Source organism: Embleya sp. AB8, assembly GCF_049739465.1.
Taxonomy (GTDB): domain Bacteria; phylum Actinomycetota; class Actinomycetes; order Streptomycetales; family Streptomycetaceae; genus Embleya.
Window position 1 is genome coordinate 645,629 of the sequence record NZ_JBMHHY010000001.1, and the last position, 14,992, is coordinate 660,620.

10 protein-coding genes are annotated in these 14,992 nt (G+C 71.9%); 8 read left to right on the forward strand and 2 right to left on the reverse strand.

The genetic code is table 11. From position 1 onward, the window contains the following. The first annotated feature begins 168 nt into the window (after positions 1-168). The 5 genes from ABIA38_RS02810 (at position 169) to ABIA38_RS02830 (ending at position 8,533) form a co-directional block, all read left to right on the forward strand. The gene (locus ABIA38_RS02810) at positions 169-1,680 is read left to right on the forward strand and encodes a cobyric acid synthase (protein WP_424636727.1); all 1,512 of its coding nucleotides are present in this window, start codon (positions 169-171) and stop codon (positions 1,678-1,680) included. Between the two features lie 146 nt (positions 1,681-1,826). After that, the gene (locus ABIA38_RS02815) at positions 1,827-2,714 is read left to right on the forward strand and encodes a metallophosphoesterase family protein (RefSeq protein ID WP_424636728.1); all 888 of its coding nucleotides are present in this window, start codon (positions 1,827-1,829) and stop codon (positions 2,712-2,714) included. A gap of 136 nt (positions 2,715-2,850) precedes the next feature. Next, complete coding sequence (locus ABIA38_RS02820) at positions 2,851-4,278, forward strand: hypothetical protein (RefSeq protein WP_424636729.1); 1,428 nt, start codon at positions 2,851-2,853, stop codon at positions 4,276-4,278. Between the two features lie 147 nt (positions 4,279-4,425). Next, the gene (locus tag ABIA38_RS02825; RefSeq protein WP_424636730.1) at positions 4,426-7,053 is read left to right on the forward strand and encodes a hypothetical protein; all 2,628 of its coding nucleotides are present in this window, start codon (positions 4,426-4,428) and stop codon (positions 7,051-7,053) included. Position 7,054: 1 nt separating this feature from the next. Further along, positions 7,055-8,533 (forward strand): peptidase MA family metallohydrolase, encoded by a 1,479-nt coding sequence (locus tag ABIA38_RS02830; protein ID WP_424636731.1) that lies wholly within the window; start codon positions 7,055-7,057, stop codon positions 8,531-8,533. Positions 8,534-8,693: 160 nt separating this feature from the next. On the opposite strand, the gene ABIA38_RS02835 is transcribed toward ABIA38_RS02830, so the two are convergent. Next, a complete protein-coding gene (locus ABIA38_RS02835) occupies positions 8,694-9,221 on the reverse strand; it encodes an HNH endonuclease (RefSeq protein WP_424636732.1) in 528 nt (175 codons plus the stop codon). Between the two features lie 269 nt (positions 9,222-9,490). After that, positions 9,491-10,033: a YbhB/YbcL family Raf kinase inhibitor-like protein gene (locus tag ABIA38_RS02840; protein ID WP_424636733.1), complete on the reverse strand. Its 543-nt coding sequence runs from the start codon at positions 10,031-10,033 to the stop codon at positions 9,491-9,493. 135 nt (positions 10,034-10,168) lie between these two features. Between ABIA38_RS02840 and ABIA38_RS02845 the strand changes: the two genes are divergently transcribed. From ABIA38_RS02845 to tyrS, 3 genes are all read left to right on the forward strand, one after another. Then, positions 10,169-11,905, forward strand: a complete 1,737-nt coding sequence (locus ABIA38_RS02845; protein ID WP_424636734.1) for a hypothetical protein — start codon at positions 10,169-10,171, stop codon at positions 11,903-11,905. 37 nt (positions 11,906-11,942) lie between these two features. Next, positions 11,943-12,620, forward strand: a complete 678-nt coding sequence (locus ABIA38_RS02850) for a DNA-3-methyladenine glycosylase (RefSeq protein ID WP_424636735.1) — start codon at positions 11,943-11,945, stop codon at positions 12,618-12,620. A 124-nt stretch (positions 12,621-12,744) separates the two neighbouring features. Then, positions 12,745-14,022, forward strand: coding sequence for a tyrosine--tRNA ligase (gene tyrS, locus ABIA38_RS02855; protein WP_424636736.1), 1,278 nt, complete (start codon positions 12,745-12,747; stop codon positions 14,020-14,022). The last annotated feature ends 970 nt before the right edge of the window (positions 14,023-14,992 follow it).

Sequence of the window (14,992 nt, forward strand, 5' to 3'; positions counted from 1 at the left end):
CGCCGCGCACCCATCCGTTGCCCCCGCCTCCGGCCCCCCGCCTCCGGCCCCCCCGACACCTCCGGCCCCCGCCCCCGAGCGGCAGCGCCGCCAACCCCGTCGCTCGCCGAGCCCGTCGTTCGCCCACCCCGTCGCCCGCCCAGCCCGTCGCACCCGAAAGGCATCCCCATGAACGGCGCCCTCCTCGTGGCCGGCACCACCTCCGATGCCGGGAAGAGTGTCGTGGTCGCCGGGCTCTGTCGGCGGCTGGCCCGGGAAGGCGTCAAGGTCGCGCCGTTCAAGGCGCAGAACATGTCGCTCAACTCGATGGTCACCGCCGACGGTGCGGAGATCGGCCGGGCGCAGGCGATGCAGGCCGCCGCCGCGGGCGTGCCGGCCGAGGCGGTGATGAATCCCGTACTGCTCAAGCCGGGTGGGCTGATGAGTAGTCAGGTCGTGCTCCTCGGCAAGCCGATCGCCGAGGTCGGGGCGTTGAACTATCGCGAGCTGAAGCCGCAACTGTTCGAGGCCGTCCTGGCCTCCCTCGCCGATCTGCGCGCCCGCTACGACGTGGTCGTCTGCGAGGGCGCGGGCAGCCCCACCGAGATCAATCTGCGCGATCGCGACATCACCAACATGGGCCTGGCCCGCGCCGCGAACCTGCCCGTGCTCGTGGTCGGCGACATCGACCGAGGCGGCATCTTCGCGTCGTTCTTCGGCACCCTCGCGCTGCTCTCGCGCGAGGACCAGGAACTGGTCTGCGGCTTCGTGATCAACAAGTTCCGCGGCGACGCCCGCCTGCTCGACCCGGCGCTGACCCGGATGCGCGAACTCACCGGCCGCCCGGTCCTGGGCGTACTCCCATACCTGGGCGGTCTGTGGCTGGACGTCGAGGACTCGCTCGCCCTGGACGCCGATCGCGGCACGCCCGAACCGCCGCTCGGCCCGGACATCCTGCGCGTCGCCGTGCTCCGGCTGCCCCGGATCAGCAACTTCACCGACATCGACGCGCTCTCCGTCGAACCGGGCGTGGTGGTGCGGTTCGTGAGTACGCCCGGCGAGATCGCCGACGCCGACCTGGTCGTACTCCCCGGCACCCGGGCCACCGTCGCCGACCTGGCCTGGCTGCGCGAGCGCGGGCTGGACACCGCGCTGGCCCGGCGCGCCGCCGAGGGTCGGCCGATCCTCGGTATCTGCGGCGGCTACCAGATGCTCGGCCGGGAGATCCACGACGACGTGGAGAGCCGGGCGGGTGTCGTCCCGGGACTCGGGCTGCTGCCGATCCGGGTCCGCTTCGCCGCCGACAAGACGCTGGCCCGCCCGTCCGGCCGGGCCGACGGCGAGCCGGTGAGCGCCTACGAGATCCACCACGGCGTCGTCGAAGTCGAGGCGGGCGAGCCGCTGTTCACCTCCGCCGACGGCCGCGCGCTGGACGGCTGCCGGGTCGGCGCGGTGACGGGTACGTTGTGGCACGGCGCGCTGGAGAACGACGGATTCCGCCGCGCGTTCCTGGCCCGGACCGCCGCCCGATCCGGCCGGCGCTTCGTCGGCTCGCCGGACACCTCCTTCGAGGCGGCCCGACAACACCGCCTCGACGCGCTCGGCGACCTGGTCGCCGACCACCTCGACAACGCGGCGGTCGACCGACTGATCGCCCACGGCGCTACCCCGGGCCTACCGTTCGTGCCACCCGGCGCCTGAAGCCCGAGGCGAGGCCCGCGAAGACTCGGGACGCCCGAAGCCCCGGGGAAAACCCCCACACCGCAAGCCGCCGGATCACCGATGATGGGCAGCGGGGGCGTACGCGCACCTGCCATCGGGGCTGGGGGAGGAACGGGGGCTCAACGATGCGGATTTTGCTGGCCGGTGACACGCACGGCAACACCCGGCACATGCGGCTCGTGCTGGATGCCGCCGCCGAGGCGGACGTCGATCGGGTCTTCCAACTCGGCGACTTCGGCTACTGGGAGCACGAGGCGTCCGGCGTCCGCTACCTGGACGAGGTCGACCGCGCGGCCCACGCGCGCGGCGTCGACGTCTACTTCCTGGACGGGAACCACGACAAATCCGGGCTGTTGCTGGCGTCCTACGGCGACAACCGGGACGACCAGGGCTTCGTGATCGTGCGCCCGCGCGTGCGGTACGCGCCCCGCGGGCACCGCTGGACCTGGCACGGGACGAACCTCCTCGCCTTCGGCGGCGCGCTGTCGATGGACCGGGAGCAGCGCCTGGCCGAGGAACGCCGGCGGTACGAAAAGGCGCTCCGCAAGGAGTCGTTCCGGGCGGCGGCGGGCCGACCGCCGGCCGACGTACCGGACTTCGCGGGCAGCCTGTGGTTCCCCGAGGAGGAGGCCGCGGACACCGACGTGGACGCCGTACTGCTCGACCGCTCGCCGGTGGACATCCTGCTCACCCACGACAAACCGGTACGCACGACGCCCGCGATCAACCGCAAGGCCGACCCACGCTGCCTCCCCAACCAGCAACGGATCCAGCGCCTGGTGGACGCCTACCGACCCACCCTCGCCGCACACGGCCACCTGCACTACCGATACACCGAGCAACTGCCCCACCCCGACGGCTCGTCCACCAGGGTCGAGGGGCTGGCCGCGGACCGGACGGCGTCCTACGACATCCCCGGCTACCACGTACCCCAGTCCTGGCTACCGATCGACCTGGCCGCCCCCACCTTCGCCGCCGACACCGACCCGGTCGAGGCGGGGACGGGCTCCTGACCCGGGATCGGCCCACGTACAAAGCCGCTCGACGCCGTGCAGGCGGCCGGATAACCTCGGCGCACACATGATCGAATCGCCGAATCGGGGCCGGTGCGGGCGGGCCTGCGGACAGGTGATCCAGGAGAGGGACCACGTGTCCGAGATACCCACCAGCGACGCGTCCACCGCCGACCCCACGGCGGGGACCCGGCCCACGAGGCGACGGCGGACCACGATTCTGGCACTGAGCGGAATCGTTACGGCAGCCCTGGTGGCCGGCGCCCTCACCCTCGGCGGCGCCTTCGACGGGGACGCGCCCAAGGCAACGGCGGCCGCAGCCGAACAACCGGCCGCACCGACGCCCGAACCCCCGGCCACCGTCACCCGAATCACCCACGCCGACGTCAAGGCCCTCACCGACGCTCGCACGAAGGCCGTCAAGAACGGCGACGCGACGGCGTTCGTGTCGGGGATCGACCCGGCGAACGCGGAACTGATGGCCGGGCAACAGACGTTGCTCGCCAACCTGCGGTTGTTCCCGTTCGCCAGGGCCGAGTTTCGACCGCCGGCGACCTTGGACGTGGTCCAGGCGGCCGACGCCGGGCCGTACTCGTACGACTTCGTGATCGCGTTCGTACACCAACTCGACGGCGTCGACAGCGCGGAGGCGGTGGAGACCTACACCTGGACGATGGAGCGAGCCTCGATCGAGGCACCGCTGCGGATCACGAAGATCGTCGGCGGCGCGACGACGGGCACGCTCGACAGCGTCAAATATCCGGCTCCGTGGGACGGCGACGAACTCGCGGTGCTTCAGCGTGAGCATGTGCTCCTCGCGGTCGAGGTGGAGGACCGGTCACGGGCCGAGGCATGGGCCGATCAGGCCGAGACGGCGGCGAAGCGCAACGCGGAGGCGTGGCACGGCCCCGCGATCACCCCACGCCGCTTCATGGTCTTCGTGCCCACGACCGGGGCGACCATCAAGCCTCTCCTCGGCAAGGGCAATGTGACCGGTGCCTGTGAACTGGTCGCACCCGCCCGGCCCGACGGGAGGAATATGCCGCCGATCGGCTCCCGGGTCACCTTCGACGGTACGGGGTCGGTGCTCGGTTATGGTGACGCGAACGCCCGGATCGGTCTGATGCGGGGGCCGTTGGCCCAGGCCATGGTGGGGCAGTTCGCGCACTCGTCACAGGCGGGGGCGGCCGCCCGCTCCCGCTGGGTGTCGGAGGGGTTCGCGCAATACCTCGCCGGGGACGGGCGTACGCCGGCCGTGAACTACGAGGCATCGGCCCGGGCGCAGCTACGGGCCGGCCGGTTCACCGGCAAACTCCCGGTCGACGACGACCTGCTTACGTTCGGCAAGAACGATCAGGCCGCCGGAGCGAGCTACCACCTCAGTTTCCTGACGATCCGTTACCTCGCGGAGAAGTACGGGGTGGCCAAGGTCGACGAGTTCGTCGTCGCCATGTACTCCCGGCCCGTGTTGCTCGACGATGCGATCAGGGCCGCAACCGGCCTGGACCGGGCCCGGTTCGAGGCGGAATGGGCCGAGTACGTACGGGCCGAGTTGGGCGGCTGAGCGGCGGGGGCGATTGTGGCGAGCACACTCGGGCCCCACTGCCGAAGGGGTCCGGGGGCGTGGATAACCTCGGCGAACACATGATCGGATCGCCGATTCGGGGCCGGGGGCGGAATCACCGGGCCGGCGGTCCAGGGGAGGACTGGCATGTCCGACATGCCCAATACCGCTGCCGGCGACGCCACGCGCGCGTCGGCCGGCGAATCGACCGACGGACCCACCGGGTCCGAGGCACGATCCGAACAACGGCCCGAGAGCCGGAACATGGGGACGGGCGAAAGCCTGCCGGGGGACACCACCGACGACACCACGCACACACCCGCGCACCCGCGCACGCTCGCCGAGCCGGAGCCCGCCACGTCCACGACGCCCGGCCCGCACGGCGAGCCAATCGCCGCCGCCGCGATGTCCGCCGGTGCCAACTCCGCAGCGGAGCCCACCGGATCCGAGCCGGCCGCCTCCGCACGCCCGGAGCGCGAGCCCGCCGAGCGCGCCGGCATGGCGCCGGCCACCTGCACGCCGGCCGAGCCGGAGTTCGCCGCCCCGGAGCCCGCCACGTCCACGACGCCCGGCCCGCACCGTGAGGCGATATCGGGTGGCGCCGCGATGCTCGGCGAAACCAACTCCGAGCGGCAGCCCGCCGGATCCGCGCCCAGCGCGCCCGCCGCGCCCGCACCGGTCGCGTCCGCGTCCACCGGATCCGCGCCGGTCGCGCCCGAGCCCGCCGCGCCCGCACCCGCCGCCTCCGCTACGCCCGAGTCGCGAGCCGAAGCGATACCCGGCGTCGCCGATCTCGCCGCGACCCCCGGGCCCACCGCGCCCGAGCCGGTCGCGCCCGCCGGATCCGAGACCGCCTTGCCCGAGCCCGCCGCGTCCGCGCCCGCCGCCTCTGCTACGCCCGAGTCGCGAGCCGAAGCGATTCCCGGCGTCGCCGACCTCGCCGCCGACCTCGCCGCGACCCCCGAGCCCACCGGGCCCGAGCCGACCGCATCCGCGCCCGCCGCCTCCGCTACGCCCGAGTCGCGAGCCGAAGCGATACCCGGCGCCGCCGATCTCGCCGCCGACCTCGCCGCGACCCCCGAGCCGGCTTCGCCAGGCGTACCGACCGCCCACCCGCTCGCCGCGCCGTCCCACGCCGCCGAGCCCACCCCGCCAGGCGTACCGAGCCCACCGGCCGAGCCCGCCGAGGGCCTCGACGTGACACGCGCCCAGCCCGCCAAGGGCCCCGACGCGGCCCACGCCGAACCCACCGAAGGCCCCGACGCGGCCCGCACCCACCCCGCCGAAGGCCCAGCCGCGGCCCACGCCGAACCCGCCGAACCCGCCGAAAGCCCCGACGCACCCCCCACCGAACCCCCCGCCCAACCAGGCCCCTACGGCCCCCTCCCCTTCATCCCGCCGCCCGAGCAGCAGCGTCGGGACTCCCGGCGGCGCCTGCTCGCCGTCGCCGGTGGGGTGCTGGCGATCCTGGTGCTGCTCGGGTCCCTTGCCGCCGGCGGCGTGTTCGAGGCGCCCACCACCCGTACCGCCGCGCCGATCGCCGAGGACACCGAAGCCGAGGCATCGACCCGGGCGCGGCCCCAGGTCACCCGGATCGCGCCGGCCGACGTAACGTCCCTGACCGGCACCCGGACCGAGGCCCTCAAGGCCGGCAACGCGGACGCCTTCGTCACCGGCATCGACCCGGCCGCCACCGAACTGCTCGCCGCGCAGCGCCGGTTGTTCGCCAATCTGCGGCTGTTCCCGTTCACCAGCGTCGAATTCCGGCCATCGACCGCCGCCATCGACCCCGGCACCGACGACGGCCCGCTCACCCGCGATGTCAACGTCGTCTTCGCCCACCAGATCACCGGCGTCGACAGCGAGCCGATCGCCGAGCGCTACACCTGGACCCTCTCCCGCGCGACCCCCACCGCCCCGCCGCTGATCACCAAGATCGTCGGCGGCTCGACCCGAGGCGGCGGCAACGCCTACCCGGCGCCGTGGGACGAGGACGAACTGGCGCTGATCGAGCGGCCACACGTACTGCTCGCCGTACCCGCCAAGAACAAGAGCAAGGCCGCCGCGTGGGCCGACCGCGCCGAGAGCGCGCTCAAGAAGAACCTGGCGGTCTGGCAGGGCCCGAGCATCACGCCGCAGCGTTTCGTCATCTACGTCACGCCCGACCACGACACCTTCACCCGCGCGCTGTCCGGCAACGACCTGCCCAACGTCACCGGCGTATGCCGCACCATGCCACCGGCCCGCCCGACCACCCGCGACCAACCGATGGCCGGCAGCAGGATCACCCTGGACGGCTCGGATTCGATGTTCGCCAAGAACGAGGGCGAGCAGCAGACCCACCTGATGCGCCACGAACTCGGCCACGCGATGGTCGCCGAGTTCGAGCGCGGCACCGAGGGGCCGCCGCTGTGGGTCTCCGAGGGCTTCGCCGAATACCTCGCCTGGACCGACCTCTCGCTCGCCGAGTGGTTCCAGCCGGACGCCCGCGAGCAGGTCCGCTCCGGCAAGTTCGCGGGCAAGCTGCCCACCGACGCCGAGATCAACTCGCCCGACGCCAAGACCGGGACCGTCAACTACCACTACAGCATGCTGACGATCCGCTACATCGCGGAGAAGTACGGCACCGCCAAGGCCGACCAGTTCGTGGTCTCGGTGTACAAGGACGCGACCCCCGCCGCCGTGGACGCCGCGCTCAAGGAGGCGACCGGCCTGGACCGGGACACCTTCGAGAGCAACTGGGCCAAGTACGTCAAGACCAAGGTGGGCAACTGACGTGCCGGCCGAGGATCCGCACGCCCGGTGGCCGAACGCCGTCGAGCCGCGCCGCTCGCGCCCGTGGGCGATCTGCGTCGCACTGCTCGGCGGCCTGCTCTCGCTCGCGTTCCTGGCCGGTACGTTCGGCCGGTTGGACGGGTTGGACACGGCCGATCGGCTGCTCGGCCACGATCGACCCACGATCGGTCCGAACCCCGAGCGCGCCGCGTCCCGGCCGCCCGGACCGGGTGAGCGGGCCGGGGGTGGGCCGATCCCGGCTGCGGACCGGATCAGCTCGCGCGTACTCGCCCGCCTCGACGCCCTCGCCGGCACCCGCTCCGCCGCCCTCGAACAGGGCGACGAAGCCGCCTTCCTGGCCCGCGTCGACCCGCAGGACACGGCCTTCGTCGACGGGCAGCGCCGGCTGTTCGGCAATCTGCGCAAGGTGCCGTTCGACACCGCCCGCTGGCGTACCCGGGGCAATGTCAAGACGGTCACCGCCGACGGCTCCGACCCGGAGCGGGCCGGTACCGCCGCCGCCTGGCCGGTCACGGTCAACGTCGACGTGGCCTTCGAACACGCCATCACCGGCGTCGATGTGGGCCCCGTACCGGAGACCTACGTCTGGAAGGCCCGCTGCGCCGACCCGGTCGACCCATGCACGCTGATCGGCGCGGACGGCGCCGCCGACGCGGACACCGCGTCCGGCTTCGCCGGCTTCCCCGCCGCGTGGGACCTGTGGGACCTGGCGGTGGAACGCCGCCCACACGTCGTACTGATGGGGCGGAGCCAGGACGCCGCGACCCTGCGCCGCAACGCCGAACAGGCCGAACAGGCCGCCGGATACACCCTCGGCGCTTGGCGCGGCGGCCCCGGCACCTCGCCCGGCTTCGCCCTCGTACTCACCTCGTCGCGTACCTCCTTCGGCAAGCTGTACAACAGCGACAAGGTGCAGGACTGGGCGGCCGGTTACGCGTTGTCCATGCCCGGCACGGATCGACCGGTCGGCGGCGTGCGGATGGTGGTCGACAACGACCAGTTGACCGGCGACACGACCTTCGCGCCGATCCTGCTCCGGCACGAGATGACCCACGCGCTGGTGGCCCCGCTGGCCGGTCCGGGCCAGGGGAGCGAGGCGCCGACGTGGCTGGCCGAGGGGTTCGCCGACTGGCAGGCGGAGGCCGACCGGCCGCTCACGCGCACGATCACCGACAACATCCGGGCGCTGGTCGCCGGGGGCAAGTTCGCCGGCGAACCGCCCGCCGACACCGAGTTCGAGACCGGCGACGAGGCCCGGGTCGAACACGCCTACAACCTGGCCCACCTGATGGTGCGTTACCTCGCCGAGCGCTACGGCGCCGAGCGGGTGTGCACGTTCTTCGCGAACACCTACGCCGGCAAATACCGCACCATCGACGAGGCCCTCACCGCGTCCTTCGACACCGACCCGGACCGCCTGCGCACCGACTGGGCAGCCTGGGTCCGCAAGACCGTCTGACCCGTACGCACGAAACACGAAAGACGAAACGCGAAGCACGAAAGACGAAGCGCGAAAGACGACGAAGCACGGAGCACGAAGGCCGCCGGGGGAACGAACCAACCCCGGCGGCCCCACCCTCATCGTGCCGCGCAGCCCGCGACCGGCCCGCCGTCCCCGCTCAGGCCCCCATCGCCAGCACCGGCGGCCGGATCGGCTCGGCCAGCCACTGGGCGCCCTCGACACCGGCCACCCCGAATGCCAGCACCAACGCCCGCGTCGCCGACGGCTCGTACGGCTGGAACAACAACCGCATCCCCGCCTCGGCCGGCGTCCGGGCCGCCTTGCGCTGGTTGTCGCTCCCGCACGCGGCGACCGTATTCAGCCACGAGTCCGCCCCACCGCGCGACTTCGGCAACACGTGATCCACCGTGGTGGCCCGCCCACCGCAGTAGGCGCAGCGCCGGTTGTCCCGGAGCAATACCCCCCGGCGCGACCACGCGGCCTGTTGTCGAAACGGCACCCGGACGAACTTGAGCAACCGGATCACCCTCGGCAGCGGAAACTCCAGCGTCGCCGCCCGCACCACCCGGCCGGGATCGACATGCTCGACGACCGCCTTCTCCTGAAGCACCAACACCAGCGCGCGCTTGAACGACACCGTCGCCAGCGGCTGATACGTCGCGTTCAGCACCAACGTCTCCCGCATGCGACCTCCCCTCACCTGGTCGACGAGGGGACGAGCGAGCACACCCGGACGCGCACCGAACCGACCGGGCGCGACCACGCGCGCTCAGCTTTGGGGCGGTGCCACGACGCTCATGCGCACCCTTCGACTCGACGAACCGTCAGTACGGACAACTCGACCACTGTGCCTTTTGGGCGATCACCGGGACAACGCAATTACCGGACGGGAATTCGCCCCTGGCCGGCCGATTGTGATCATCGCGGCGCCCGCCGACCCGATCGGCGCGCGGCTCAGCGCTCGTACGTGGACACCAGCACCGCGCGCGCGAGGGTGTGCGCGAACAGGTTGAACCCGACGTACGCGGGCGTCGCCGTGTCGTCCACGCCCAGCCGCTCCACGTCCAACGCATGCACGGTGAATACGTACCGGTGCGGGTAGTGCCCCTCCGGCGGTGCCGCGCCGACATAGCCCGGACCGCCCGTGTCGTTGCGGACATGGAACGCCCCCGCCGGCAACGACTTGCCGTCGACCGCACCCGCACCGCTCGCCAACTCGGTGACCTCGGCCGGCACATCCACCACGACCCAGTGCCAGAAGCCGCTGTGCGTGGGCGCGTCCGGGTCGAAGCAGGTCACCGCGAAGCTCTTGGTACCGGCCGGGAACCCGGACCAGGACAACTGCGGCGACAGATCCTCGCCGCCCGCCCCCAGCACACCGCTGACCTGCGCGGTCGGCAGGGTTTGACCATCCGTCAGATCCTGGCTGGTGACCGTGAAGACGGGCTTCTCGGGCAGGTAGTCGTAGGGCAGCGGCGGCTTCTTGGGCTCGCTCACGACGGACTCCGATCGCGCTCGGCGGCACCCGGCCGGCTGCCGAGCGCCCTGTCCCGACGAGCCTATTCTCACCATCCGGGAAACCGGCGAAGATCGCGTAGGTATCCTCGCGCCAACGAGGGGGAGGCAGCCGGCGTGACCGAGCCGACGCACGACACCGGCGGTGCCGCCGACGACGGCTCGACCGGCATACCCGCCGAGCCCGCCGCGATACCCGAGGACACGATCACCGCCGGCGCGACCGCCGAGGCCGGGATCGCGGAGGCCGGGATCGCGGAGGCCGGGACGGCCGGGGCCGAGACTGCCGGGGCCGAGACTGCCGAGGCCGGGATCGCGGAGGCCGGGATCGCGGAGGCCGGGACCGCGGAGGCCGGGACCGCCGAGGCCGGGACCGCCGACGGCGCGATACCCGAGGGTGCGCCGGCCGACGGCGCGATATCCGACGACACGACGGCCCAGGACCCGACCCCCACCCGCCCCCGCTCCGCCGTCCGCCGCCTCGCCGCGCCGCTGATCGCGCTCGCCCTTGCGCTCGCCGCGCTGATCGTGTTCGGTGTCACGCTCAGCGGCCCCGGCAACGCCAGGCCCCGCGCCGCCGACGGCGCACCCGGCGGGCCGCGCCCCGGCACCGCGACCCCGATGGCACCGGCACACGGCCCGACCATCGCCACCGCCGACATCCAGACCCTGGCCGACCGTCGCGCACGGGCCCTGATCGGCCGGGACGAACCCGCGTTCACCGTCGATCTCGACCCGGACGTCCCCGAGTTGCTCCCCGGCCAGCTTCGACTGTTCCGCAACCTGGGCCGAATCACCTTCGACCAGCTCGGCTACCGGGTCGAGACCGTACAGACGATGCCCACCGCCGACGACCGGACCGTGGCCTACGTGGACGTCTCCTTCGACCACCGCGTCTCCGGCGCGGACACCGCCACCGTCGGCGAGGGTTACCGCTGGACCGTGGTCCGCGCCGGCCCCGGTGCCCCGCTGCGGATCACCGCCGTCGACGGCACCCCCTACGACGGAGCCGGCTACGCGTACGCCCGCGACTACCCCGCCCCCTGGGACCACGCCGACCTGACCGTGGTCCGCCGCGACCACGTGGTGGTGCTCGCCGACCCGGCCACCGCACCGGGCGCCGACCGACTCGCCGACGACGCCGAACAGGCCGCGCGCGCCGACCTCGACACGTGGGCCGACGGCGGCCCACCCGGTACCGCCCCCGGCTTCGTGATCGTCCCGGTCGCCGACCGCGACACCTTCTACCGGCTGTACGGCGGACGCACCGGCGACCACGGCGAGGAATCCGGCCTCACCTACGCACTGCGGACCGTCGGCGCCGGCGGCAAGGGCCGCTTCGGCGGCTCGCGGATCGTGCTGGACACCACGTCCGGCTGGTTCACCTCGCCCAACCCGCGCCGACTCGGCGAACTCCTGCGCCACGAGATGGCCCACGCGCTGGTCACCCCACTGCGCAACGAGGTGCCCAACCAGGACCAACCCGTCTGGGTCGTCGAGGGTTTCGCCGACTGGCTGGCCCTGCGCGGCCGGACCCTGCTCGGTACGGACGAGCTGTACGAGGCCCGCACCTACCTCGCCGCCAACCGGTTCACCGGCAAATTGCCCACCGACAACGAGCTGTACCAGGCCGACACGGTCGGCAACGCCGCCGCCTACGAACTCGCCCACCTGGCCATCCGCCGGATCGAGGAACTCGGCGGCACCGCGGCCGTCTACGACTTCGTCACCGCCGTCTACGCCGACCCGGCCCCCGCCGCCGTCGACACCGCGCTCGGCCGGGCGACCGGGCTGCCCCGGGCCAGGTTCGAGGCCGACTGGGCGACCCGGGTCCACGCCCTCCTGGACGCGTGAGCCCGCCGCCCACGCCCCGCCCGTAAGCTGACTGCCCATGGGTGCTCCCACCGCCGGCCCGACCGATCCGCTGCCGCGCTCGTTCTTCGACCGCCCGGTCCTGGCCGTCGCCGCCGACCTGCTCGGCCGAACCGTGGTCCACGAGACCGAGGCCGGCCCGGTCGAGCTGCGGCTGACCGAGGTCGAGGCCTACGACGGCGCCAACGACCCCGGCTCGCACGCCTTTCGGGGCCGGACCTCCCGCAACGCGCCGATGTTCGGCCCACCGGGACACCTGTACGTCTACTTCACCTACGGCATGCACCACTGCGCCAACCTGGTCTGCGGCCCGCCGGGCCGGGCGTCCGGTGTCCTCATGCGCGGCGGCGAGATCACCGCCGGTACGGCCCTGGCCCGGGCCCGCCGCCCGACCACCCGCAGGGACACCGACCTGGCCAGCGGCCCGGCCCGGCTCGCCGTGGCGCTGGCCCTGGACCGCACCCAGGACGGCACCGACGTCTGCGACCCGACCGGCCCGGTCCGCGTCCTGTACGGCACGCCCCCACCCCGAACCGCCATCCGCACCGGCCCCCGTACCGGCGTCGGCGGCGGTGGTGCCACCCAACCGTGGCGCTTCCACATCGCGGACGACCCGACGGTCAGCCGGTACCGCCCCCACCAGCCCCGCAAGCGCACCGACAGAGCGGCAGCCGTGGATACCCGGCAAAGCGGTTAGCGCCGAGACGGGGGAGTCGGGCACCCTGTAACGGCCGCAACAGCGGCAGCACACCCAGATCATCCGGACCATTCATCCGGATCATCCGGACCATCCGGATCATCGATCGAGGAGACCAGGCACTGTGACGGACATCGTCGACGAGTTGCGGTGGCGGGGCCTGCTGGCCCAGACCACCGACGAGGACGCGCTCAAGAAGGCGTTCACGGACGGTCCCGTCACGGCCTATTGCGGGTTCGATCCGACCGCGGCCAGCCTGCACGTCGGCCACCTCACCCAGGTACTGACGCTGCGCCGACTCCAGCTCTTCGGGCACCGCCCGATCGCCCTGGTCGGCGGCGCCACCGGCCTGATCGGCGACCCCAAGCCGGCCGCCGAGCGCGCGATGAACGAGGTCGCCACCGTCGAGGCCTGGACGGACCGGATCCGCGAGCAACTCTCCGCGTTCCTCGACTTCGAGGGCACGGCGCCGAACACCGCGGTGATGGCGAACAACCACGACTGGATCTCGCAGCTGAGCATCGTCGAGTACCTGCGCGACGTGGGCAAGCACTTCAGCGTCAACCAGATGCTCGCGCGCGAGACGGTCAAGTCCCGCCTCGCCGGCGAGGGGATGAGCTACACCGAGTTCAGCTACGTGCTGCTCCAGTCCTACGACTTCGTCGAGCTGTACCGGCGGCACGGCTGCACGCTCCAGATCGGTGGCAGCGATCAGTGGGGCAACATCACCGCCGGCCTCGACCTGATCCGCCGGATCACCGGCAACGAGCCGCACGGCCCGGCACACGCCCTGACCACGAACCTGCTGACCAAGGCCGACGGCACCAAGTTCGGCAAGACCGAGGGCGGCACGGTCTGGCTCGACCCCGAACTGACCACGCCGTACGCCTTCTACCAGTTCTGGCTCGGCGCCGACGATCGCGACGTGTCCCGCTACCTGCGTACCTTCAGCTTCCGCTCGCACGAGGAGATCGAGACCCTCGAACGAGACAGCGAGGAACGCCCCGCCGCCCGCGTCGGGCAACGGGCCCTCGCCGAGGAACTGACCACGCTGGTACACGGCGCCGACCAGTGCGCCGCGGTCGTCGAGGCGAGCAAGGCACTGTTCGGCCAGGGCGACCTGACCGCACTCGACGAGCCCACGCTGCGTGCGGCGGTCGCCGAACTCCCCGGCGCCCGGCTCCCGGAGGGCCCCACCGTGGTGGACGCCCTGGTCGCCACCGGCCTCGCCCCGAGCAAGGGCGGCGCCCGGCGCACCATCAGGGAGGGCGGCGCCTACCTCAACAACGCCAAGGTGACCGACGAGGACGCGGTGATCGCCGCGACCGACCTGCTGCACGGCCGCTGGGCCCTGCTGCGCCGCGGCAAGCGCAACCTCGCCGCGGCGGAGATCACTGCCTGAGGAACGGCGGACGAGGGTTCACCAGCTGTTCCCTCGGATGACGCGTCAAGCCGGTTCCCGACCCGATCCGCTGGGTATAGGGGCCGGCTTGACTCACCCAAGAGGGTGGTTTAAGCTCGTACGAGTTGCTACTTCGGGAGATCCGGACAGGCGCGCCCTCAACACCGGCGCGATGGCCGATCCCACCGCGACTCACACCCCAACGATCCATCCGGAAACGGACGGCCTTCGGCCGCGCCGTGCCTGTGGTGTCTCCATGGGTGTGAACCAGTTGCACCAGTGATCGATACAACCCTTGTGAAGCACGCGGAATTTGATCATCCAAATTCCGAGGGTTTTATTTGTGTTGCCATTTATTGCTGTGAATCGCATTCCCAGAATGTGGTTCGGAAATACCGCGGAGACCTGCTAAGGTTGATGCATCGAGCGCCGGAGAGATCCGGAGCAAGACGCGCGGCTCGCAAGCCGCCGGCACCGCCGGAATGATCAAGCGGAGCTGGTGGAGGCGGGAAAACGGGTCTGCTAAGCTCGGCCGGCCGGAAGCCAAGGAAACGAAAGTTTCGGAGGCCGAAAGCAACGGACGAAAAGCGGGTCGGAAGATCTGCTAGAGTCCGGGAGGCGGAAAACGCGGAAACGCGGTGGAAGCCGAAAGCGAGGAAAGCGAAGCGGCCGAAACGGTGTGCTAAGCTGGAAACGCGAAAGCGAAACGAAAGAATCGCTGAAACACAAGAGCAAAGAACGAAACGAAACGCCCGGAGGGCGCGGTTGATTCCGCACCGAAGGAAGCGTCCGTTCCTTGAGAACTCAACAGCGTGCCAAAAGTCAACGCCAAAGAAACACTCCCGGCGCTGGACGCCTCCCCACTCGGGGAGCAACGGTCGGCGTTGGTGGTTCCTTTGAAGAAAATCCCGGGTCCTGTCAGTGGGCCCGGGTCACAGCAAGGACGCGGGCGGCATACCCGGATTATTCC